The sequence below is a fragment of the Mucilaginibacter sp. UYP27 genome (assembly GCF_040547175.1).
Classification (GTDB): domain Bacteria; phylum Bacteroidota; class Bacteroidia; order Sphingobacteriales; family Sphingobacteriaceae; genus Mucilaginibacter.
The window spans coordinates 1,146,861-1,168,730 of the sequence record NZ_JBEPPE010000001.1; the positions used below are offsets into that span (position 1 = coordinate 1,146,861).

20 protein-coding genes are annotated in these 21,870 nt (G+C 43.9%); 2 read left to right on the forward strand and 18 right to left on the reverse strand.

Going from position 1 to position 21,870, the window contains the following annotated elements:
• Positions 1–4: 4 nt before the first annotated feature.
• Positions 5–2,710 (reverse strand): OstA-like protein, encoded by a 2,706-nt coding sequence (locus ABIB39_RS05020; protein ID WP_354427837.1) that lies wholly within the window; start codon positions 2,708–2,710, stop codon positions 5–7.
• 51 nt (positions 2,711–2,761) lie between these two features.
• Here ABIB39_RS05020 and tilS point away from each other — a divergent pair, with 51 nt between their 5' ends.
• Together tilS and ABIB39_RS05030 are read left to right on the forward strand one after the other, a co-directional pair.
• On the forward strand, positions 2,762–4,096 hold the full coding sequence (gene tilS, locus ABIB39_RS05025; protein WP_354427839.1) for a tRNA lysidine(34) synthetase TilS: 1,335 nt from the start codon (positions 2,762–2,764) through the stop codon (positions 4,094–4,096).
• Positions 4,093–4,578 (forward strand): hypothetical protein, encoded by a 486-nt coding sequence (locus tag ABIB39_RS05030; RefSeq protein ID WP_354427841.1) that lies wholly within the window; start codon positions 4,093–4,095, stop codon positions 4,576–4,578. Before tilS ends, ABIB39_RS05030 begins: the two co-directional genes overlap by 4 nt.
• Positions 4,579–4,653: 75 nt before the next feature.
• Here ABIB39_RS05030 and ABIB39_RS05035 read toward each other — a convergent pair whose 3' ends face one another.
• From ABIB39_RS05035 to ABIB39_RS05115, 17 genes are all read right to left on the reverse strand, one after another.
• Complete coding sequence (locus ABIB39_RS05035) at positions 4,654–6,267, reverse strand: capsule assembly Wzi family protein (RefSeq protein WP_354427843.1); 1,614 nt, start codon at positions 6,265–6,267, stop codon at positions 4,654–4,656.
• A 14-nt stretch (positions 6,268–6,281) separates the two neighbouring features.
• The gene (gene gmd, locus ABIB39_RS05040; protein WP_354427845.1) at positions 6,282–7,418 is read right to left on the reverse strand and encodes a GDP-mannose 4,6-dehydratase; all 1,137 of its coding nucleotides are present in this window, start codon (positions 7,416–7,418) and stop codon (positions 6,282–6,284) included.
• 348 nt (positions 7,419–7,766) lie between these two features.
• Positions 7,767–8,330, reverse strand: coding sequence for a DUF3109 family protein (locus tag ABIB39_RS05045; RefSeq protein WP_354427847.1), 564 nt, complete (start codon positions 8,328–8,330; stop codon positions 7,767–7,769).
• Positions 8,331–8,338: 8 nt separating this feature from the next.
• Entirely contained in the window at positions 8,339–9,118 is a 780-nt protein-coding gene (locus ABIB39_RS05050) for a DUF3108 domain-containing protein (protein ID WP_354427849.1), read from the reverse strand.
• A gap of 110 nt (positions 9,119–9,228) precedes the next feature.
• Positions 9,229–9,744: a DUF2480 family protein gene (locus tag ABIB39_RS05055; RefSeq protein WP_354427851.1), complete on the reverse strand. Its 516-nt coding sequence runs from the start codon at positions 9,742–9,744 to the stop codon at positions 9,229–9,231.
• Between the two features lie 72 nt (positions 9,745–9,816).
• Entirely contained in the window at positions 9,817–11,934 is a 2,118-nt protein-coding gene (locus tag ABIB39_RS05060; RefSeq protein ID WP_354427853.1) for a peptidylprolyl isomerase, read from the reverse strand.
• 97 nt (positions 11,935–12,031) lie between these two features.
• Positions 12,032–12,610 carry an LPS export ABC transporter periplasmic protein LptC gene (gene lptC / locus ABIB39_RS05065; protein ID WP_354427854.1) on the reverse strand — a complete coding sequence of 193 codons (579 nt, stop codon included), beginning with the start codon at positions 12,608–12,610 and terminating at the stop codon, positions 12,032–12,034.
• Positions 12,611–12,619: 9 nt separating this feature from the next.
• Positions 12,620–13,948 carry a BamG family beta-barrel-assembly machinery protein gene (gene bamG / locus ABIB39_RS05070; protein ID WP_354427855.1) on the reverse strand — a complete coding sequence of 443 codons (1,329 nt, stop codon included), beginning with the start codon at positions 13,946–13,948 and terminating at the stop codon, positions 12,620–12,622.
• Positions 13,941–14,684 (reverse strand): type III pantothenate kinase, encoded by a 744-nt coding sequence (locus tag ABIB39_RS05075; RefSeq protein ID WP_354427857.1) that lies wholly within the window; start codon positions 14,682–14,684, stop codon positions 13,941–13,943. The genes bamG and ABIB39_RS05075 overlap by 8 nt, the downstream gene beginning before the upstream one ends.
• Positions 14,685–15,377 carry a phosphoribosylformylglycinamidine synthase subunit PurQ gene (gene purQ / locus ABIB39_RS05080; protein WP_354427859.1) on the reverse strand — a complete coding sequence of 231 codons (693 nt, stop codon included), beginning with the start codon at positions 15,375–15,377 and terminating at the stop codon, positions 14,685–14,687.
• 45 nt (positions 15,378–15,422) lie between these two features.
• The gene (locus ABIB39_RS05085; protein WP_354427861.1) at positions 15,423–16,406 is read right to left on the reverse strand and encodes a DUF6427 family protein; all 984 of its coding nucleotides are present in this window, start codon (positions 16,404–16,406) and stop codon (positions 15,423–15,425) included.
• Positions 16,407–16,683: 277 nt separating this feature from the next.
• Positions 16,684–17,670 (reverse strand): glycosyltransferase family protein, encoded by a 987-nt coding sequence (locus tag ABIB39_RS05090; protein ID WP_354427863.1) that lies wholly within the window; start codon positions 17,668–17,670, stop codon positions 16,684–16,686.
• A 147-nt stretch (positions 17,671–17,817) separates the two neighbouring features.
• Complete coding sequence (locus ABIB39_RS05095) at positions 17,818–18,015, reverse strand: hypothetical protein (protein WP_354427865.1); 198 nt, start codon at positions 18,013–18,015, stop codon at positions 17,818–17,820.
• Entirely contained in the window at positions 17,991–19,037 is a 1,047-nt protein-coding gene (locus tag ABIB39_RS05100; RefSeq protein ID WP_354427867.1) for a WG repeat-containing protein, read from the reverse strand. The genes ABIB39_RS05095 and ABIB39_RS05100 overlap by 25 nt, the downstream gene beginning before the upstream one ends.
• Before the next feature lie 35 nt (positions 19,038–19,072).
• A complete protein-coding gene (locus ABIB39_RS05105; protein ID WP_354427869.1) occupies positions 19,073–19,927 on the reverse strand; it encodes a UDP-2,3-diacylglucosamine diphosphatase in 855 nt (284 codons plus the stop codon).
• 651 nt (positions 19,928–20,578) lie between these two features.
• Positions 20,579–21,109 carry a DinB family protein gene (locus ABIB39_RS05110; RefSeq protein ID WP_354427871.1) on the reverse strand — a complete coding sequence of 177 codons (531 nt, stop codon included), beginning with the start codon at positions 21,107–21,109 and terminating at the stop codon, positions 20,579–20,581.
• Positions 21,106–21,816, reverse strand: coding sequence for a YjjG family noncanonical pyrimidine nucleotidase (locus tag ABIB39_RS05115; protein ID WP_354427873.1), 711 nt, complete (start codon positions 21,814–21,816; stop codon positions 21,106–21,108). Before ABIB39_RS05115 ends, ABIB39_RS05110 begins: the two co-directional genes overlap by 4 nt.
• Between the last annotated feature and the right edge of the window lie 54 nt (positions 21,817–21,870).

Below are 21,870 nucleotides of genomic sequence, written 5' to 3' on the forward strand. Positions count from 1 at the left end.
CAGGCTAAGGCTTAGTAGCCGTCGAGTCTTTTTTGGTTTTAAGCGTTGCAGCCGGCTTATTTTTCAGCGTGTCTGCCGCGGCTTTAGTAACAGGTATTGGCGTAACAGCGGTTTTGTCCTGCTTAGCTTTATCTGCCGGCGCTTTAATTACGCCTTTTGTTTTTATTGCCGCGCTATCGGCCTTTGCACCACCGGCAGGTGCTTTAATAACCGGCGATTTTACACCGGTGCTATCCTTGGCAGCCCTTGTACCCGGCGGCACAGGTGATTTCTTTTGTAAAGAATCTTTACCCACTTTCTCGCCCGGTTTGCTCATTTTTCCCTTGTCGGCATCTGCGGCTTTTTTATTGGCCGCAGCTTTGGCCCTGGCTATCTTCCTGTTGTATGAAGGAATGATAGATTCTTTAGATACCGGCCGTTCCTTTGGTTTCCATATAAAACCCTTCAAGATCAGGTCATCCTCCTTAAACTTGGCTAATGGGCCGTAGCGATGTTCTGGTTTAGAGATAAAGAAGATATTGTTGGCGCTGTTATTTTTAAAATAGATGCGCATCTTGCTGGCTAAAGACCGCTGCATCCCATCCACACGTTTTGAGCTATCGCGGCTGTAAGCGATACTTTCGGCATTGCCTACAATAAACATCCTGTCCAGTTTGCCATTTTTGAAGAAACCCTTCATGCGTTTAGATGCCACCTGGTTAAAGTTAGTAGAATCGCCTTTTTCAATGTTCACAATAAAAGATTGCGGGTACATGTTCAGGTTATCCATCTTTTTGTTCTTCATTTGCATGGTGATGGTATCGGCAGATAATTGCGAGCCCTGTGTCCATATCAAAGGCTGTATGTAGCAGCGCAGGGTCGAGTCGGCATAGCTGTAAAACATCGAATCGGCCTTAGCCTGCAAGTCAGATTTAAATAGTTTGGCGTTATGGTATGCCTTAATAATACGCACCCTTGCCGTATCGCTCAACGTAATTGGCGGGGTGTAAAATATAGGGTCTTTATCCACATTTGTGGTGTCAGCAGTTCTTGCAGTGGTTCCGGCCGGTAATGTCCCAAACGCGCCCTTGTCACCCTTTGCGCCACCAAGTGTACCAAACGCCCCTTTGTCCGCTTTTGAGGTAGCTGTACTAAACCCTGCATCAGTTTTTACGGCGTTGCCTTTGCCTTTTACGGGTAGTGTTAGCACAATATCCCTGGGGGCAAACTTGTAATCAGCAAAAAAGTCGCGGTGCAGGTAAGCGGTATCGCGCCTAAAGCGTGGCGGGTTTAAGGTCAAAAATTTATCATTCTTTTTTTGCCCCTCAACGGTGGTTTTTTTTGTTTTTGTCGATGTATCACGAACGCTTAACAGGCGCTGCTTCTCCTGCATTATCTTTACATCTTTATACATCAATATCTGGGTTACCAGCGTATCGGCAGAGATATAGATCGAATCGCGTTTTACTTTTTTATCCGGCGCTTCGATCTTCAAAACCGTATCTTTTGGCGCCATCGGGAATGCAGAAAGGCCCGCCCCCTTAAGCGGCGTGGTGCCCCTAAATGGTTTTACACCGGGGGCGTTCACTTTTTTGGCAATAATAGTATTGGCCGCCTTAACCGCGTCAGGGTTAGCTTTGGCAATTTTAGTAAGGGTATCAATAATCCCCGGTATGGGGATGCCGCCGGTTTTAATGGGAATGGTATTTGGCGGCGCTTGCTTTACGGCCAACGCATCGGCTTTTTTTACAACGGCGGCAGGCACCCCGTTTTTAACCGCGATGGGGTTAGCTGCCTTTATGCCGGGTTTGGCAACAGGCACGGTATCTGTCCGGGTCGAATCTTTTTCTTCGGTAACAATAATTACGTATGGGTCCTGCGTAACAACGGTACGTTCCCCTTCTTTATAATAAGTAGCCAGATCGCCCTTTAGGGTAATGTTCTGCTCGCGGTCATGAAATGTTACCCGCTTTACCGCGCGGCCGTAGCCTTTCAGCTTGTCATAAAATAAGCTGTCACCTTTTAATGTTTTGGTGCCTTGCTTGTAAAGGTTTTTCTTGCCAAAAAAGGCTTGCTCCGTTTGGGTATTGTAAAGGCCGTTCTCGGTATAAAGGGTGTCTTTTTTGTCCTTAGTATCGTAAATATTAGTGGGGCCGTAAAAATAGGCAATGCGGCTGCCGGTATTGTAGCGAAGGGTATCTGTTTTTATCAAGGCATCCGGCGTAACCAGCACCACGTTGTAACGGAAATAAGAATCGCGCGAGAAGGCAAAATAATAGCCGTTTTTACTGGTAAGTGTGTTGTCTTTATTTACCAGTTTGCCGCCGCCGGTGTAGGTGCCTATGCGGGTTGCGGTGTTATAGGTAAGATAGTTAGTGGTGAGCGTGGCGTCCCTGTCAATCAACTTTACATTATCTGTTAAGATAGCAATTTTGGTATTGCCGTTATAGTTTAGCTTGTCCGAATAAATATTCAGTGTATCGCCTTGGGTAATGTGTACGTTATTAAAGGCATCAAAAGCGTTATCGGCAACGTAAAAGTACGCGCTGTCTGACCGCATGATCGAATAATCCTGCTGAAACACACCCTGGTAAACCTTAAGCACATTTTTGCCGTTAAGCTGTATAATCTGGCTGCTTTTTGATTGTATTAGCTTTACAACAGATTTTTTCTGTGCCGACACCGCCAGGGTAAGGAGTATAAAAAATGTACTGAAAATGTATTTTATCACGATGGCAAAATTAGTTTTTTGCTGGGGTTTTTAATTTAATAATTTTGACGGATGCTTCCTGTTAAACGCTTTGTTGATTTTATTGAACAAAACAACCTGTTTGCACCCGCCAATAACATACTGGCAGCGGTAAGCGGGGGCATGGATTCGGTACTGATGGCGCATTTGCTAAAAGCCGCCGGGTACAATTTTAGTATAGCGCATTGCAACTTTATGCTTCGCGGTGCCGATGCCGGTGCCGACCAGGAATTTACCCGCCAGCTTGCCGGGCAACTTGGCGTAAACTTCCATACCATCAATTTTGATACCCAACAATACGCCGTTAACAACAAAATTTCTATCCAGATGGCTGCGCGCGATCTGCGGTACAATTGGTTCGCTCAAATCAGTCAGTCAGATGGTTACGATACCATAGCCCTTGCACACCATCAGAACGATACTATCGAAACAATATTGTTAAACCTTACACGTGGTACAGGTATAGCTGGTTTGCATGGTATTTTGCCGAAAAATGGCCAACTGGCGCGCCCGCTACTCTTCCTCACCCGCGACGAAATACAGACTATCATCACTACCGAAGGTTTAAAATATGTGGAGGATGCCTCAAACGCATCTGCAAAATATGCCCGTAACAAAATACGCCACCAGGTTGTCCCATTGCTAAAACAGTTAAACCCCAACCTGGAGGCGACATTTGAGAACAACCTGCGCAACTTTAGGGATCTGGAGATTTTGCTGAACAATAAAGTTGAGGCGCTTAAAACCGAACTGTTGATACAACACGGGAAAGAGGTCCATATCGCTATCGATAAGATCAAAGAACTCTCGCCACAGCGCCTGTTGCTTTACAAATTATTACAGGGCTTTGGCTTTATAGAAACCGTGGTTGACGATCTGCTAACGGTTTTAGATAAACATGCAGGCAGGGTGTTTGAAAGCCCCGGGTTCACCTTAGTGGTTGATAGAGGCAGGCTTATCATTAGCACTAAAAGTACTGGTGTAAATGCAGATGTAAACATCGCCCAAGATGATACGCATGTTGTTTATAGCGGGTACAAGCTTACGTTACTGCATGATGATAGTGCTTTGATCGTTAAAAATAACCCGTTGGCTGTTTCTATTGATGCAGATAAATTGGTTTATCCTTTAACCATTCGTGCATGGCAGCAGGGAGATGCATTTTACCCGCTGGGGATGAAAACGAAGCAAAAGCTGAGCGATTTTTTTATTCATCAGAAAGTACCGCTGAACAGAAAAGGCGATGTGCCCGTACTTGTAAATGGTAATGGCGACATCATTTGGATAGGCGGTTACCGGCCCGACGAAAGGTATAAAGTAAATGATAACACTAAAAAAGTTACTATATTCGAACTGTTTAAATTATGAGCGATAAATCAGTATTTGTAGAAAAGCAGTACCTGGGAAGGGAGTGGATCCCCATTACCATCCGCCTGGTTTTGGCGCTATTTTGCTTTGCCGCTTACTTTTTTACCGACGAACGCGAACGTAACGGCGACCTGCTGGCCATTGTCGGTTTTGTGATCATCATCATCTCCATTATCATGGGGTTCCTGCTGCACTTTAGCACCCATGTGGTAAACAAAAGCATTTTGCTTGATGGCCTGTGGAGCACCCGCCGCGTTAAAATAGACCTGAACAGCATCGTAAAAGTGGAGAAAGGCACCTACAGCCGTTACTTATTTAACAACCCGGTTTATAACCTGCATACAAAAGGCACCATTCGTTTTTACGCGGCCGGTAATGATGCCATCCATTTAACAGATCGCGATGGGTTGGTGTACATCATAGGCTCGCAGCACGCTAACGAGTTTTTGCGTGCAATAAAAGGCGAAATGAAAGCGGTTTAAAGGCGAAAAAAAAGCATTATAATATCCAAAAAGGCCCCGGTAATTCGGGGCCTTCTTGATGCTTTTTAATTTTCCTTAATGCGTTTTATAACTGGCGAGATCAGTATAGATCTGGCGGAACGAACTGCGCACGCCGAAGGTGATCATACTGGTTTTGTCGTTAAAGTCGCTGTTCTTTTCGGTGCGGTAAATGCCGCCAAGCTCCAGCCTTAAATTGTATTTTGGGTTTAGCACATAACCAATTTTGCCCTGTAAGTAAACCATATTGGTTTTTAATCCCTGGCCAATAATATTATCATCACGGTTTACCGGGTCCCGGTAAGATTCAAATATATCTTTACCATAATTTTGATTGTTTAAGTCTAACCCATAGCGGCCATAGTTAGCTTCGCCCATGAAATCAAAACGTTTATACGAGTAGTTTAGTAAGGCAACCACTTCGCGGAAGTTAGCGCCCCATGGGTGTGCAAGCGGCTCGCTATTGGCCGAGTAGTTTAATATACTGGCCCTTTCAGAATAGGTGTAGGGCCTAACGGTATTTTGCTCTAACAAATAATTAAGGTTTTGTACACCAAATAAGTTGGCGCCACGAATACCAACCTGGTAACCAAATTTATTACGGGCACTACCTGTATTATTAAAAAACTCACTGGCAGTAAACTCATCTAACGAAAATTGGCCGTAAGCCGTTATGCCATCAGTTAACTTATATTTGGTTGTAAAACCTATTAAAGCGTTATCCGGCGAACCACCTGCAGCCTCTATCGGCCTTAAGAATATAACGGGGTTAATATAGCTAAAATCAAATCCGCGCGCGTGGCCTTTGTCATCGGTACCGGCCCAAATAACAGAATCAAAAAAGCCAAACGAAAGCCTGTTGTTAACATTCCAGTCTAAATAATGGAATATGCCAAATTTATTACGGTCGATATTTATGTCGCTGGTGCCGGCAGGGTCGCTAAAGTAAGCCCACATGGCCATGTACTTAACATTGCCCAGGTTGGCCGTTAGTTTAAAGAAAGGGTATGGTGATGCATAATCTGATAACAATAATGAGCGGTAGCCATCGCCAATAAAGGTTTTATCGCGCCCGGCGCTAATATTGATATACTTAACCGGAGTATATGATGCCACGGCCGTAATATAATCCCAGCCGTAAGCATTTGGTTTATTGTTAAAAGTTCCCGCGTAAGCCATCCCTGGCGCAATACCAACCTGCCTGATGTAGGTAGAAATATAATCCGGTACTTCGGCGCGGTTTAAGTAGCCGGATACATTGTAATAAAACTTTTTACCAACCGTGCCACCAAACTGCATCCCAATCGAATTAAGGTAGGTGTTTTGCTTGGAAGAAAAATCGCGCCCGATGTTAAAGTCGGGAAGCAGATCGGCGTAAAAGGTGGAGTTTTGGCTTTTTATATCAATTAGATGCTCGTTAAAAAGCTTGCGGTATAAGATATTTGTTGAACCTTTATCGCCATAATTCATAATAGAATCATAACGGTGCATCAACAGTGAATCGTCGACAAAAAAGGGCTTGATGCTGGTATGTAAACGGGTTTTGGTTGAATACGCATCAGCATTAAACTTCTGATAAAAATCGTAAGAGTAGGGCTGATAAACTGATTGCGAACGGGCTATGCCCACAGTAACCAGTAAGAGCGTAATGCTGATAAAAATTCTCTTCATATTTTGCCTTTTAGCTATTCAAAATAGTTTTGTGTTTTAAAGCCGCCTTTCTTCATGTGCTCGTCCTTTTTAGCCAGGTGCAGGTCCGAGTTTACCATGTCGTTAACAAGGGCTTGCAAGTCATAACCCGGTTCCCAGCCTAATTGTTTTTTGGCTTTAGACGGGTCGCCTATCAACAGGTCGACCTCGGTAGGCCTAAAATATTTAGAGTCTACCTTTACTATGGTTTGTCCAAATTTTAAACCATCGGGGTTTAAGCCAAGGCTTTCTATCTTTTGCTGATCAATATCGATGATAACACCTTTTTCGTTCTCGTCCTTGCCGCTAAATTCTATTTCGATGCCCAATTCGTTAAAGGCCATTTTAATAAATTCGCGCACGGTGGTGGTTACACCTGTTGCTATTACATAGTCTTCAGGCTTGTCCTGTTGTAACATTAGCCACATGGCAACTATATAGTCCTTTGCGTGGCCCCAGTCGCGCTGGGCGCTTAAATTGCCCACATACAGGCAATCCTGCAGGCCCAAGCCTATCTTGGCAACGGCACGAGTAATTTTACGGGTAACAAAAGTTTCGCCGCGGATGGGGCTCTCGTGGTTAAATAAGATGCCGTTGCAGGCATACATGCCATAAGCCTCGCGGTAGTTTACGATGATCCAATAACCATAAAGTTTGGCTACTGCATATGGCGAACGCGGGTAAAAAGGCGTGGTTTCGCTTTGGGGCACATGTTGCACCAGGCCGTAAAGCTCTGATGTAGATGCCTGGTAAATACGTGTTTTTTTGGTGAACCCCAATAAACGTACTGCTTCCAATATACGGAGTACGCCCAGGCCATCGGCATTGGCGGTATATTCGGGAGAATCGAAACTTACCTTAACGTGGCTTTGGGCGCCCAGGTTGTAAATCTCATCGGGTTGAATCTCCTGGATCAGCCTGGTAAGGTTCATAGCATCGGTAAGGTCGCCATAGTGCAGCATCAGTTTGGCGCCACTTTCGTGCGGGTCGTGGTAAAGGTGGTCTATCCTGTCGGTATTGAACGATGACGACCTGCGTTTTATACCGTGTACCTCGTATCCTTTTTTAAGCAAAAATTCAGCTAAATATGCGCCATCCTGCCCTGTTATACCGGTTATTAAAGCCTTTTTCATTAACAAATATTATAAAGTGCAATATTATTTAAATTAATCGTAAAAGCTTGTATCGGGAAAGGGTTGTTTTATGAGGCAGGTATCAAGGGTTAGTTGTAAATGCTACGTTAGGAGTTATCGCTTTGTAGCAAAACGATGCTAATTTATTTGCCTCGTAGAGGTTACCCTTTTTGTATCGGGGTTGCACCTACGGCGCAAGAGAGGTATAAGCATATTTCTACAAAGCGGCAGCTCCTAACGGAGCAAGCAAGCCCCTTTGTGATAACAAAAAAACATAATTTTTAAACTGAATATCAACATTGAATAATGAGGTACCCTTTGTTAAAATTCAACATTCATTATTCTTAATTAGATACCGGCTACCGTATCTTCCAGGTCGCGGTACCAGCCCTCGCCATACTTGCGGATAAGCGGGCCTTTTAAAAATTCGTGCACTTTAACCTGTAGCTCGTCGCCAAAAGAACAGGCGGGGCTACAAATGCTCCAACGGTCGTAATTCAAAACATCAAACTCCGGGTATGCGGTAATGCGGATAGGGTACAGGTGGCATGAGATAGGTTTTTGCCAGTCAACCGCGCCTTCTTCGTATGCCTTTTCGATAGCACATTTGGTGATGCCGTTTTCCCAGATCACGTAGGCGCATTCTTTATTAACCTCTACACATGGGGTGGTGTAATCGCCCTCAAAATCGGTTACGTAGGTGCCTTCGCGTTCAATAGTGGCGATGCCTTTGGCCGTCATGTATGGTTTTACCTTCGGATAAATCTCGTCCAGTTTGTCCAGCTCATCATGGTTAAGTGGCGCGCCGGAGTCGCCTTCCAGGCAGCATGCGCCTTTGCACTTGTTTAAATTGCAAACAAAATTGTTTTTAATTACATCCTCGTGCAACAACACGCTTCCTACTTCAATCATCTTGTATTTTATTTTTGTACCGGGTTTAACGGGTATTTAAGCCCGCTGGCCTGGCTAAGGTCCATCACTAAACTGCCAACCACCAATTCCACATGCGCCTTAACGGGGATGCGGTTCTTATCATCAGTGATCCACAAATATAGCATACTGTTTTTTTTGAAGATGCGGCCGGGAATAATTGTGGGGTTAAACTTTAAACAGTTGAACGTTCCAAGCCCGCATTTTACCCGCTCCTTACCCAGGTAAGTAATGGTTAACGAGTGGATGCCATCTTCCAGAAAATAGCGCAAATCAAGCTTTTCGCCAATTTTAAGGTGCGATACATCGATGTTACGGGCAAAGTAGTAGCAGGATAAAAAATCGAACACATTACCCTTGAACGGGAATTGCCCCTTATCTGCAGTGATCACATTCTTTTCCCTGTCAAATGTTACCTTATCGGTATGCCTGTATTTAGACTCCTGCCTGTTCTCCGAATAGTAGTACGGCAGCAGGGTTATTGGATCGATGTATGAGTGGTATTCGTTTTTGGTTTTAAACAACAGGTTAAATGTGCCCAGCGTACGGGCAGCAGCGTTAATATGTAATGAGGAGTGCCCGTTAAACTTCAGCGGACTGTTCTCCACCTTTATCACAGCTTCGGCAGCGCTAAAAAAACCGTATTTAAGTTTATAGGTAATTTGCTCGCCAGCTTTAAATGCAACCTCTTTGGTTTTTGTAGCCTCGTCCTGGCTAAAAGCGCGGGTTAAGGCGGTAACAAGTATCAGAACTAAATAGTATTTCTTCATTTGGTTGGTATAGACGCAATTAAGATATTACAGTTTAATCTCTGGTTTCATATATTTTAGCAGTTGTTTTTTTGAACCCTCTGCCTAAGATCGGGTGGGGTGAGGCTGGTTTAATCTTTGCGTTTATAAATGGGCACTGTAGAGCATGGTTCGCCAAACATCAGGCTTTTTGCAACCGGGGTAAGCCTTTGCGTGAGCTCTACATAAGCCGATACCGGAACAGGCAGATCACCGCAGCCCTTTATCACCACACGCTGGTCGCGGTATTGCTCCACATCAAGCCCGGCTACTTCTTTTACAAATAATACGGTTTCCAAAACATCGGCGTCGCCAAATACAACCGCGCGGGCATAGGGTGCCAAACGGTTTGCCAGTAACATGTAGGCCCATGCAGGTACAATGGCATCGGCAGTGCAGGTAACGGCTACGTTCTTATCCTGGTACTGAGCCCAATCATGCGTTTTTACAAACTCACGAAAATCTTTCTCGCGCAACATCAAGCCATGGAAAAGGTTATCCTTAATGTCGTAAACCACACGCTCGCCCGGGGCGTAAAACTGGGCAGGGTCTAATGTAACCAGCCCGCTTTGCGCAACTTTATTGATGATGTTTTCCTGTATTTCCATGGTGCCTTCAAATAAAAAATCCGGCAGCAACTATAACGTTGGTGCCGGATGCAAAATTACTTTAAATTTTTCTTAGAAGAACTTAGCTCTGTTATCTTTTACATTCGCCTTATCTTTCAGCGCATCAAGCACCTGGCCTTGCGAGCGTTGTACAAGTGTTTGGCCTAACTGAGTTTTCTCGCGAACGTTGTTGGTAAGCTGTGCGGGGTTGGTAAAGCTATCTAAAGAGATAACGTAAACACCTTGCTGGCCTTCGATAGGTTTTGACACCTTGTTTGGCTGCGAGCCAAATACTGTACCTACAACTTTATACTCTGCTGCCGAGCCCGGGATAACCGGGTTAGCAAATACAATGTTTTGTAATGGAACAACCTTGCTGCCTGCTTTTTGAGCAACCTGATCGATTGTTGAAGCACCGTTTAGCGCTGCACTAAATTTATCTGACAGTTGTTTGCCTTTAACAGCGATGCGAACCATTGGCTCAATTTGTTTTTTAACAGCATCTAACGGCAAAATACCGGCAGGTTTAATGGCAGATACACGGGCAACAACGTATTGATCGCCAACCGCGAATACCTGGTCAGAGAAAGTGCCTTTATCTGATTTGAATACCCACTTAACAATTTCGCGTGCATTATCTAAACCTAATACTGTAGCAGTGTTACCGCTAACATCTTCGGCGTTCTTAATGGCAAGGCCTGCTTTTTTAGCCTGTGCATCAAAGTTATCGCCGGTTAATGTGCTTAAGAAAGTTTGAGCTTTGCTGTAAATTGCGTTTTGTGTTTTGCTGCTTGGCGCCAAAGGTTTATCAACCATAGCAACCTTAACAACCTTAGATAAACCTTTTTGCTCTTCTATTTGTACAAGGGCTACCCCAAATTGGGCGTTTATAATTTTAACATCCCCGGTTTTACCATTAAATATGGCATCTTCGAAAGCGGCAAAAGCGGCAGGTAACGTGCCACGGCCTAATGTGCCTATGTCACCACCTTTATCGCCCGATGCTTTATCGGCAGAGAAGTTTTTAGCAAGTTCGGCAAATGGCCTGCCGCCTGCTATTAATTTTTTAAGTGAATCTGCTTTCGCTATAGCTTTATCAACACCACCTTCTGCAGCAGGGTTAATTATAATGCTTCTTGCTTTTACAGAATCGGGGCCTACGCGTGTATCAACAAGCTTAGCTATTTTGTAGCTGCCGTTTGATAGGTATGGGCCATATATAAAACCTTTTTCGGCAGCAAACATAACCGAATCCAATTTAGGCTCCAACTGGCCTTTTTTCTGGTAAGCAAGCTGTGCTTTTGTTTCAGAGTTGATCTGTACAAATAGAGAATCGTTAGCGGTTGTTTTAAACTCAGGCAGTAATTTATCGATCTGTGTTTTTACAGCAGCGCTATCGTCTTTTGAAGGTGATGCGTTAAAGCTTACATATTCAAAATTACGTAACTCGGCAGCGTTTTTAAATTCGCTTTTGTGCGCGTTGTAATAGTCGCTGTAATCGTTATCAGTTAACTTAATGTTGGCATCAGGTATTGATGCGTAATCAAGCACGGTGTACTTAAAGTTAGCAAGCTTGTTTTTAGCCTGGTAATCGTCCTGTGCGTCAAGCGAGTTTACATAAAGGCCATTGGTTACTAAAGCCATATACTTTTGTTGTAACCTCGAAGCCTGCAATTGAACAATAAAATCTGCCCAGGAGTCTAATTGTGTTTTTTCGGCCTTTGGCGATTGCAGGTAAGTTAAGAACTGGTTAAGCTTGCTTTTATCAAACTGGCCTTTTTCGTCAACAAACTGGCTTTGTATCTGCGGGTCCGGATTGTTACCGCTTATCATAGCTTGTCTTTCGTCGCTGCCAACAATAAGGCCTAAACGTGTAATTTCTTTATTTAACAACTTTTCTGTTAAGAACTGGTTCCAGGTGGTTTCCTGTATGTAGCTGTTAATTTGTGGTGTAAGGCTTTGGCCGCCACTTTTTTGTTTAAACTGTTGTGTAGATTGCTCTAACTTGGTGTTAAAATCTGTGTAAGCGATCTTTTCGCCGTTTACTTCACCTACTGTGGTTGCATCGCCCCTAAAAAAAGAACTGCCCGAACGCACTACCTCTTCGGCAATAAAGCCTAAAAGTGCTACTCCAATCACAATTGCGAGAATCTTTCCCATTCGCTCCCGCAAAAAACCCATTATGCCCATATAATTTTCTATGTTTTATATTCCTCAAAAAGAGGCGCAAGATACAATTTTTACTAAAATTCTATAACACAAAATTTTGTGAAAAAAATCAGGGCTATTATTGCGCTAGGTTGCCATCCACGTGGATGATGGCTGTGGAGTTTTCAAACTTGGGGTTTAGGAATTTGTCGTCGCTTACAAAGCTTGTGCCGATCATCTGATCGCCGTTGGGCTTTGTCATTAACACTTGCTTGTTTGAGTAAATTTGCTTTTTATTCTTGTCCCAGATCAACTCTTCTGATTTATAAACCACCCCATCTTCCATCCGGGTAGAAACAACATTTTTTTTGAATATAATAATATCTTTCTCTTTGTAATAATAACCGGTATCGGCAGTAATGGTGATGTCTTTATTTAAATCGCGTTTATACAATATTACCTTAACCGTTTTTGGCATTACACTGTAAGGGTCTTTTTTGATATCATATTGTATAAGCAGGGGAGCGGTGAGTTGTGCTTTTACATAGCCAGAGTCGCTTAATATCATATCTACGCGGGTAGTGCGCTGTATAGGCTTGGTGGCATCGGCAGCGGCAATGGCTTTTACCTTATTAATATCGTTTTCGCAGGCGCTCAAAAGCAGGACTATAAAAACAGCCGGTAAATATATGCTCAGTTGTTTAAGCCTGCTTTGCATTAGCCAATATTAATCGAACCTGTATTTCTGGAACCACTTATCGTTAAGTGTGAAAGATAGGTGTAAGTTAATGTAATTTTCTTTTACAAGGCTGTTAACCAAAGTACCACGCTTGCCAACTTCGGCACCGATATTAACTTTATAAAAGGTTGATGTTGTGGTTGACCTAAGCGGCAAACCAACGCCAAATGTAGCTGCGTACCGCTTAATATCGGTATTATTTACGTTGAGGTATGTTTGATCGTATATAAAGCCCAGGCGGTAATCAACAGCGGCAAAATAGTTAGATAATGAGTTTGCGTTTGGCGTGATCTGGCCCCCTATGTTAAATGTACGGCTATCGCGAAGGCCTTTATTAACACCGGCAACGGTTAGTTTTGACCAATTACTCATGGTATAATCGGCACCTATTAAAAACTTGCCCTGGTTTTGGAATGATATACCAAAGCGGTTTATCATTGGTAATTGTATTTTGGCAGATGCCTGTTGGTTATTGATAAGGCTATCTGTAGCAACGCCTTCGTCACCATTGTTATCTCTGTAATAGCTACTAACAACATAGCTGTTGGTAGTATTTAATTTTGTATTTGCCGACCCCGAATACCCTAACGTTAAGCGTTTCTTGTCAGAAAAATCTATCCCGTACTGGATCCCGTAATCGTAATTGAAGCCTTTAATGCTATTGCTTTCTTCGATCCTTGAGTTAAGTACACCACTCAAATTAGGTACCTCTGTTGATTGGGACTCTTTAAGGTTGCCAAATATGTATGACGCGCTTGCACCAATTGATAGGTGTTTGCCTATACCAAAACCGTAGCCTAAGAAAAACCTCGATAAACCACCATCACCGTTGTAAATATAGTTTACCGCGTTAGTATCTATCCCTGTATTGCCCGAACCAAAGTTAGAAGTTACCTGCCTGTAGCTGTAGCCCAGCTCGCTGTATGGCATCAACCCAAAGGTAACTGCCGAACGTTTTGTTAACGGGATACCGAAAGCAACATGGCTTAGCCTGAAGTTGGCGTTGTTTTGCGAGGTTTGCCCCGATTTTTCGAGCGTGTTGAATTTACCGTACAAGCCAACATCTATAACCGTTAAACCGATGCTTGCGTTTGATGCCGGGTTAAGCGGGTTTATATTAAAGAAACCGCTTATAGTGTTGGTTGCAACACCAATGCCACCCATGGCAGTATTTTGCGGCAGCAGCATTGGGTTAATGTCGCCTATACCGTAACGCGAGTATGGCGAGCTGGTAGTTGCAGTAGATTGTGCCTTTACGCCAAGTGCCGTTGCAGTAAATAAGAACAGTATTATCAGGAACCTTATATATTTAGTCATTATGCTTTTGTATCGCTGCGTTTAATCCTTTAAGAACCAGATAAGGCTCAATTTTAATACAGGGGGCAAAGATGCTATTTTTCAATAGAGTATCAAAAAAAATACTGTCGCCCCCGCTTAGTATGATATTGTACCCTTGTGTTGCTTTTATATACTCGTTTATGAAGCCTTGCAGCTCGTATTTAACCCCGTTTTGCACCCCCGATTTGATGGCCGATATGGTATCATTACCGTAAGGGGAGCTAAAGTTTTCGTCAGCCTGTAACAACGGCAAAGCAGCTGTATAATGGTTAACGGCTTTATAACGCATATTTAACCCCGGTGATATACTGCCGCCAAAATAATTTGCGCCGGCGTCAACAAAGTCATATGTAATGCAGGTGCCCCCGCTTATAATGATGTTGTTGATATTGGGGAACAAATAATTTGCCCCTATTACCGCGGCAAGCCTATCGGCGCCAAGTGTTTTAGGGGATCTGTATTGATTATTTATGCCTGCTGTTATGCCGCTGTTAAATTGTATCACGCCAAAATCTTTTTCGAGCGTGGTTTGCCAGGGTTGTTTATCTGTTTTTACAGATGATATGATAACCCCGCCAATTTTAGATCCACTTAAAAAGCTATCGATGTTTTGCTGTGTTGGCTGCTGGTATTGGTCCACTTTAAGCAACTCGTCATTTTCAAAAACGGCGATCTTAGTAAAAGTGTTGCCAATATCAATAACCAGGTTTGGCATTTACGCTCTGGCCAGTGATAGTATCGATTCAAAAATAGCCAGTCCGTCTTCGTTACCTACAAGGCTTTCTGATGCGCGCTCGGGGTGTGGCATAAAGCCAAACACGTTGCGGCCTGCATTGGTTACACCGGCAATATTTTCTATCGAACCGTTAGGGTTGCTGTCATCGGTAATGTTACCGGCCTCGTCGCAATAGCGAAACAATACCTGGTCGTTATCATTAATGGCCTTTAATACATCGGCATCGGCAAAATAATTACCCTCGCCATGGGCCAAAGGTATTTTTAGCGCGCGTTGCGGGTCTATCAATTGCGTAACCAACGAGTTTGCGGTTTGCGCTTTCATGTGGATGTTGCGGCAAATAAACTTGCGGTTTTTGTTGTGCAGCAATGCACCCGGTAAGAGGCCTGCTTCTGTTAATATCTGGAAACCGTTGCAAATGCCCATCACCTTGCCGCCCTTGGCTGCAAACTGGATAACTTCTTGCATGATAGGCGAGAAGCGGGCAATAGCACCCGACCGAAGGTAATCGCCGAAGGAGAAACCGCCCGGCAAAACAATAAACTCAGCACCTTGCAGATCGTGGTCTTTATGCCACAAACGCACCACCTGCTGGCCCATTACATTTTGAAGAACGTGGATGATATCCTCATCGCAATTTGAGCCGGGGAAAATTACTACACCAAATTTCATGGTACAAAACTAATATAACCTATGAAATTTGAACGAATGTAAAAGTTAAAAAGTGTTAAACTGAAAATATATGATGCTGATAAGCAGCAATAAATACAAACTTTCGTACATCCAGCGGATATTGGCGTTGATAAAATAGTACGAAAAAAACACCGCCGCAGGTACGGCACACAGTAAAAAGTGGTTAAGGTTAAACTCGGTTTTTACATAAAACGAGCCAGCGCCTATCAAAAATATGATAAACAACAGTTGGAACGATTTACGTACCTGCACATAGCTTTTGTAATAGTTTTGCTGCAGTTTAAAAAAGTAAAGCACCAAAATAAGCAGCACAGGCACCAGCACCAGGTAGTTGTAATAATTAATGTTGATGCTTGGGAACTTGCTGCCCAGCGGTGCCCAGATATGATAAAAGCTGCCCAGCTTATTGTTGAGGTAGTAAAATACCGCGAAAAAGAAGAACACCGTTGCGTACCCAAGCACGCCCGAGATCCACTCGCGCCAGTTAATGGGCTTGAATATAATCAGCGCTATCCAGATAGACAAGAACAGGTAGATATAAGGCAGGTAAATGATAGAGCCGATAGCTACGATCATCCCCAGATCATAAGCGGTTGACTTTGCATCATCGCTTTTGTAGAGGCTGAATAGTTTAAACAGCATCCAGATCACTAAAAAATTGCAGATGAGCGGCGCGCTCAGCGTCATGAAAGGGGTGAACAGCGCGGTAAGGGTTACATACATCAGCGCCGGTAAAAAGGTTGACCGCCCCAAAAGGTTATAATGGTTAACCAGGTAATTAAGCAGCAAGGCCTGCCCCAGTACAATTAATCCCGCCAGGAAGATATTGGCAACGGGCGAAAATGCATACTCGTAACTTGCGGGTATCAGCAAACGTGCAAAGGGTTCAACAAATATAAACTGGAGCTTATCGGGCACTTGCGCTACGTAACCTATACGCAGCACAAAAATTAAAATGGCCAGCCATAATATGTTAAGCGGATTAAATACCTTAAAAATACTGATCATACCGATTGGCTATTGGCTGCAAAATTAGCACAAAAATTTAGAGTGTTGTGTGCTATTTACTCACCCGGTCATTGCTTCGCTCTACCATCCTCTCTTCGCTACGCGGAAAGAGGGTTCGCCTTAACAATAACTGATTTTACACCCTCTTAGCGCAGCAGAGAGGGCCGACCAGCGTAGCGTTCCCGATAGCTATCGGGACGGCGTAAGTCCATTGGGAATCGCACTGCCCGGCGCCCTGGAATTTAATCTTGTCTTTTGATTCTTATCTCTTGTGTCTTTACTTCCGCGCGTATTTTTTCACCATCTCGTCTACTATCCTGGCGGTCTCGTCGGGGAAATCGACCACTATGCGGCGGTCATCGGCTATCCAGTTGTTGATGCGGGCTACAAAATCGGGGCCTATGGTATGCACAACTTCTACCCCAAGTTTAGATGCGGACAGGGCATTGCACTGCTGCTCGTACTGGCCACGCATGGGGATCATTAAAACCTTTTTACCCAAAAACAAGGCCTCGGCAGGGCCTTCGAAACCGCCGCCGGTAAGCAGGCCGGCGCAACTGGCAAGGCTGATGTTGAAAGCCTCATTATTCACCGGCACAACAGTTACATTGCCTTCGCTGTAGGCTATTTTTGTGCGCTTGCTGAAGATCTGCCACTCGGCGTTAGTTTCTTTAAGGTGCTTAATCAGCGTTTTATCGCTGTAGGCGGGTAGGTAAACGGCATAATGGCCCAGGTTGCTTGTAACCATCTGGCGGATATCGCTGCGGATTACCGGGGTATGGATAAAATCATCATACCGCTCAAAGTGGAAACCGATATGGTGCGTAGTGGGCGAATAAAATTTAAAAAGCCACTCGGCATAGTTCCATTTTTTTGGCCTTGGCGTTTTTTGCGATACAAAAGAGCATTGGTGACTTAACGACACCGACGGCACCTTTTGCAGGCGGCAAGCCCAGGCACTAACGGGTTCGAAATCGTTAATAATAAGGTCGTATTGGTCCAAAGGGATGCTGTGCATATCCTTCCATAGTTGGCGCAGGTTCATGATCTTAAAGGTGGCCCAATTATCTACCCCGCCGTTTTTACCAAACACAAAGCTAAACCCATGGAAACGATATTTAAGCGGTTGCGATAAACTCACTTCCGCTTCGGTGCCGCTCACCAGCAGGTCCACCTCGCCGTATTGCTGCAACAGGGGTACAATCTCGCGGGCGCGGCTAATGTGGCCATTCCCTGTACCCTGTATACCGAACAATATTTTCATAGAATATTAGTAGATGATGCGAGCAAATATAATGGCTTTGACAAGATTTAATGCGCTTCCTGCTTAAATCTTTCTAACAAACTGCGTACATCTAGTTTGGCGTCCAGGTCTTCGGCGTCAGTAGGCCTCCACGCTTTTTATTTGCGCTTAGTCTTTAAAGTATTCAAACCCGTCAATGTTTATAAAGCCTTTTTTTCCAGATGCTGTTAATACTTCATGAAAAACCTGTGCTTTGGAAGTTTTGGCATCATAAACCTCCTCGGGATAGCTGATATCAAGGTAAAGCGGTTTGATATATTTAAGGTTATGTGTTAATAAACCTATCTTTTTGCCTTGTAGGAGCATAAAATTGGCGCCCTTTTTATATATCCCATCGAAAATAATTGGGGAAAGTAATTTGTTACTTTCATCAATATAGCCATATAGTTGTCCCTTTTTGCCCGAATAGCAATTTTGGGCTCGGTTTGTTTTTCGGCTTTAAGTTCGTCATATAGGCAAGGCACACTTAAGCTATCCGTAATTAAGTTAAATGCACCCCATTTGCCGTTTTTAGTTACATAAATTATATACGAATAATAGGTATCTATAACCGCTGTTTTATAAACTTTACGCAAATCTTTCATTTTAATATCCATCAGGCTTTGTGGCATGTCAACGCTTGCGGGCCACGGCTCATTAACGATGTAACTGTGAAACTCTTCGTTTGCGGGTGTCTCTGCTATTTCATCCGTAAACTCCATATTTTTACTGGTGCTGTTAAGGGCTGTCCAAGTCACTGCGTCTTTAGTAATACTTTTTGTGCCGATCCCGTAATACTCTATAGGCACAACTATCTTTCCTTTTGAGTTGATAATACCCGATTTGCCATCGGCCAAAACACGGAAACTGAGGTTTTTTTCACGCTCGACACTGGTGTATAAGCAAGGGATGATCTGCTTGTTATAAAATACTCCCTCTTTGCCTTGTTTGGATACGATTGCAACACCATAATAATAAGTATCAGGGCTGATCTCATCAAATTGAGTGGTAGGTGGAATAAGTATTTTATTATGATGGTTGATGGCAAAGATATTTGACCCTTTACGAACTACCATAACGCTTTTAAAGCTGGTGCCATCTGTCCAATAATATTTTATCTGCTTCACATCATCATATTGGGGGGCAATTTTGATGTCTCCCTTATAATCCGAAAATCCCCATAGGTTTTTAACCCGGTAAGGTACGAGGGCGAAGGGCAGGGCTTCATTGTCGGCGGCAGAAATAACAATCTGGTGATTTTGGGCCGTAACACACGTATTAAAAAACATGCTAACCAAAAAACACGATAGGAAAAGCGAGATCTTTTTCATCGCGACAAATTTAGACATTTTGCATAAAAGTGTTTTTATTCTAGCAATCACCCCTACTGCGCTTCCTGCTTAAACCTTTCTAACAAACTTCGTACGTCCAGTTTGGCGTCCAGGTCTTCGGCGTCGGTGATGTCGTCTTCGTCGTTATCTTGTTTAAAGTCGTCGGGTTCATATTTAAAAACAGTCCAGTCGTTGTTGTGGTATTCGAGCGAGGTGAGGCTTTCCACCCAGTCGCCGCTGTTGAGGTATAGCACCGACCCCGTTTGCTCTGTCGACTGGATCTCGCGGATCTCGGCGTGGTGGATGTGTCCGCAAATAACATAGGTGTAGGCTTTCTCTACGGCCAGGTCGGCAGCGGTTTGCTCAAACTGGTTAATGAATTTTACGGCGTCTTTAAACTTGGCCTTTATTTTTTGCGAGAAACTCATTTTTTCGCGGCCCATAGCGGTGAGCAGCCAGTTGGTCATGCTATTGATGAGGATGAGGGTATCGTACCCAACGGCGCCCAGTTTTGCCAGCCATTTAGAGTGCTGCATGGTCACATCAAACACATCACCATGAAAGATCCAGGCTTTTTTACCATCGATGTTAAGCACTATCTTATCCAATAATTGAAATGTGCCGAGGTTAAAATCGGTGAATTTGCGCAGCATTTCGTCGTGGTTGCCGGTAAGGTAATACACGGGCACGCCTTCGGTAACAAACTTCAGGATGCGGCGCACCACCTTCATGTGTGCCTCGGGCCAGTACGATTTGCTGAATTGCCAAATATCGATGATATCCCCGTTGAGGATAAGCATTTTGGGCTTGATACTTTTAAGATATTTGAGGAGTTCTTTGGCGTGGCAGCCATACGTGCCTAAATGCACATCAGAAATGATAACTATATCTACTTCGCGTTTTGCCATTAAAAACTGAGGGGCTATACAATAGCCGTTTATTTATAAACGCTGGCAGCTGGTAACGGGAGGCTTATTCCTCGTCGTCGTCTTCGTTAACCTTAAGTTCGTAAGGGCTTAGATAGAATGCACCAAGCAATACCAGTAATCCTATTACAAACAAGTAAGTAAATTCAAAATTCATCTTTCCTTATTTTTACAAATATCATATAATCAAATTATTATAGTGTTAAGACTTTGTTAAATGTAAAAGGTTACGTTAAACAAAAATTAATTTGGCGGCAGGTTTATATTGGCGGTAGCTTGTCTGTTTGATGTAAGTAATTTACCAATTAAATATGAAATGCACGTGAAATTCCGGCGCGGTTTTTTTAAGGACGTTTAAAGTACCTGTAAACACCTGTAACCGGTTTGATCAAAGTGGTGGCGGTGTTTTGTCAGTACACAATAAAACTCAAGTATTTGATTTTGAGTTGTTTGTAAATAAAAATGTGTGGTCATGGCCGTGAACGTGAACATTTTATGTGTTTTACTCACCTTGCGGCACTCCATGCGCGACCCTTTCTGCTTCGCAAATAGGATTTAGAGATTTTTTCTTTTTTCACCCTCTTTGGGAAGCAGAGAGGGTGACCAGGCGTAGCGATGGTCGGGTGAGTAAATTTACCGCTTCATAAAGTTGTTTTTGATCCGTTCCAACTGTTTTAAATGATGCTCCAAATGCACGCGGGTAAATTTAAACCACTGCGCGGCGTTAAGCATGCCCAGGCGGGCGTGCTGCCAGCGGGCGTTGGCGGGCGCGTCTTTAATTAGGCCCGTAACACCTTCTATCCGTTTACGGGTTTTGATGATGAGGTTTTTAGCGGCTTCAATATCTATCTTATTAGGGGCAATTTTATCGGCAACAGCTTCGGGCACTTTTAATTTCCCCGGCGGGAACAGGCCGGTTGCCATTACGTAATATCCCCAAAAGCCCATACCCTTTTTGGTTGGAGGGCAGTTGTTGTTCGTACAACGCTCCAGCGCGATGGTAGACCCTAAGCTCGATTTTAAGATATGATCATACACCTCGGCGTAGCTCCAGCCACCCGTGGGTGGGGTTTGGGCGAAGCGCTCGTCAGAAAAACCGTCCAGCAACTGGCGGTAGGTATCTAATGCGGCATCAATGGCGCGGCGCTCTTTAGCGATGTTCATAGTAATAAAGTTAGCTCTTTTAACCCAACTATTTGAACAGCCACATCCGCAGGCTTTTCTAAATTGGCAGGGTTAAAATAAATGGCATCCATGCCTACACCCATAGCCCCGCGGATATCGGCTTCTATGCTGTCGCCTATCATTATACTTTCGGGGATGGTGGCCCCGGCCAGTTCAATAGCGTGGTGGAATATCAGCGGATCGGGTTTGTTAACGCCCACCACTTCGGATATGATGACGTTTTTAAAATAGGGGGCAAGATTGGTGCGGGCAACCTTCATTTCGGTAGATTCTTTAAACCCGTTAGAAATAAGGTGCAGCGTGTATTTGCCTTGTAGATAAGCCAGCGTTTCGTGTGCGTGGGCAAACAGGTTTGTTTTGGTTGGGCCGAGATTTACATAGGCATCCTCAAAATCAGCGGGCATCAGGTTTGGCTGTACACCAAGTTCGATAAAGGTTGATTTGAAACGTTCTTCGCGCAGTTCATCCTTGCTTATCCTGCCCAAGTGGTAATCTGCCCAAAGGCGGTGGTTATGGCGGGTGTAGGTTTCTATGAACAAATCGGCGGAGTGCAGGCCAATATCTTTTAGTTTATAAGTGCCGTAAAGCTCGTGCAGGGTCTCTTCGGCGTTCTTGTCAAAATCCCAAATGGTGTGGTCAAGGTCGAAGAAGATGTGTTTGTATTGTTTGACTTCGTATTGCAGCATTATAAGTAACTGTATTATTTTGAACGTTCACGAAACGTTGTGCGAGTAAAGCTA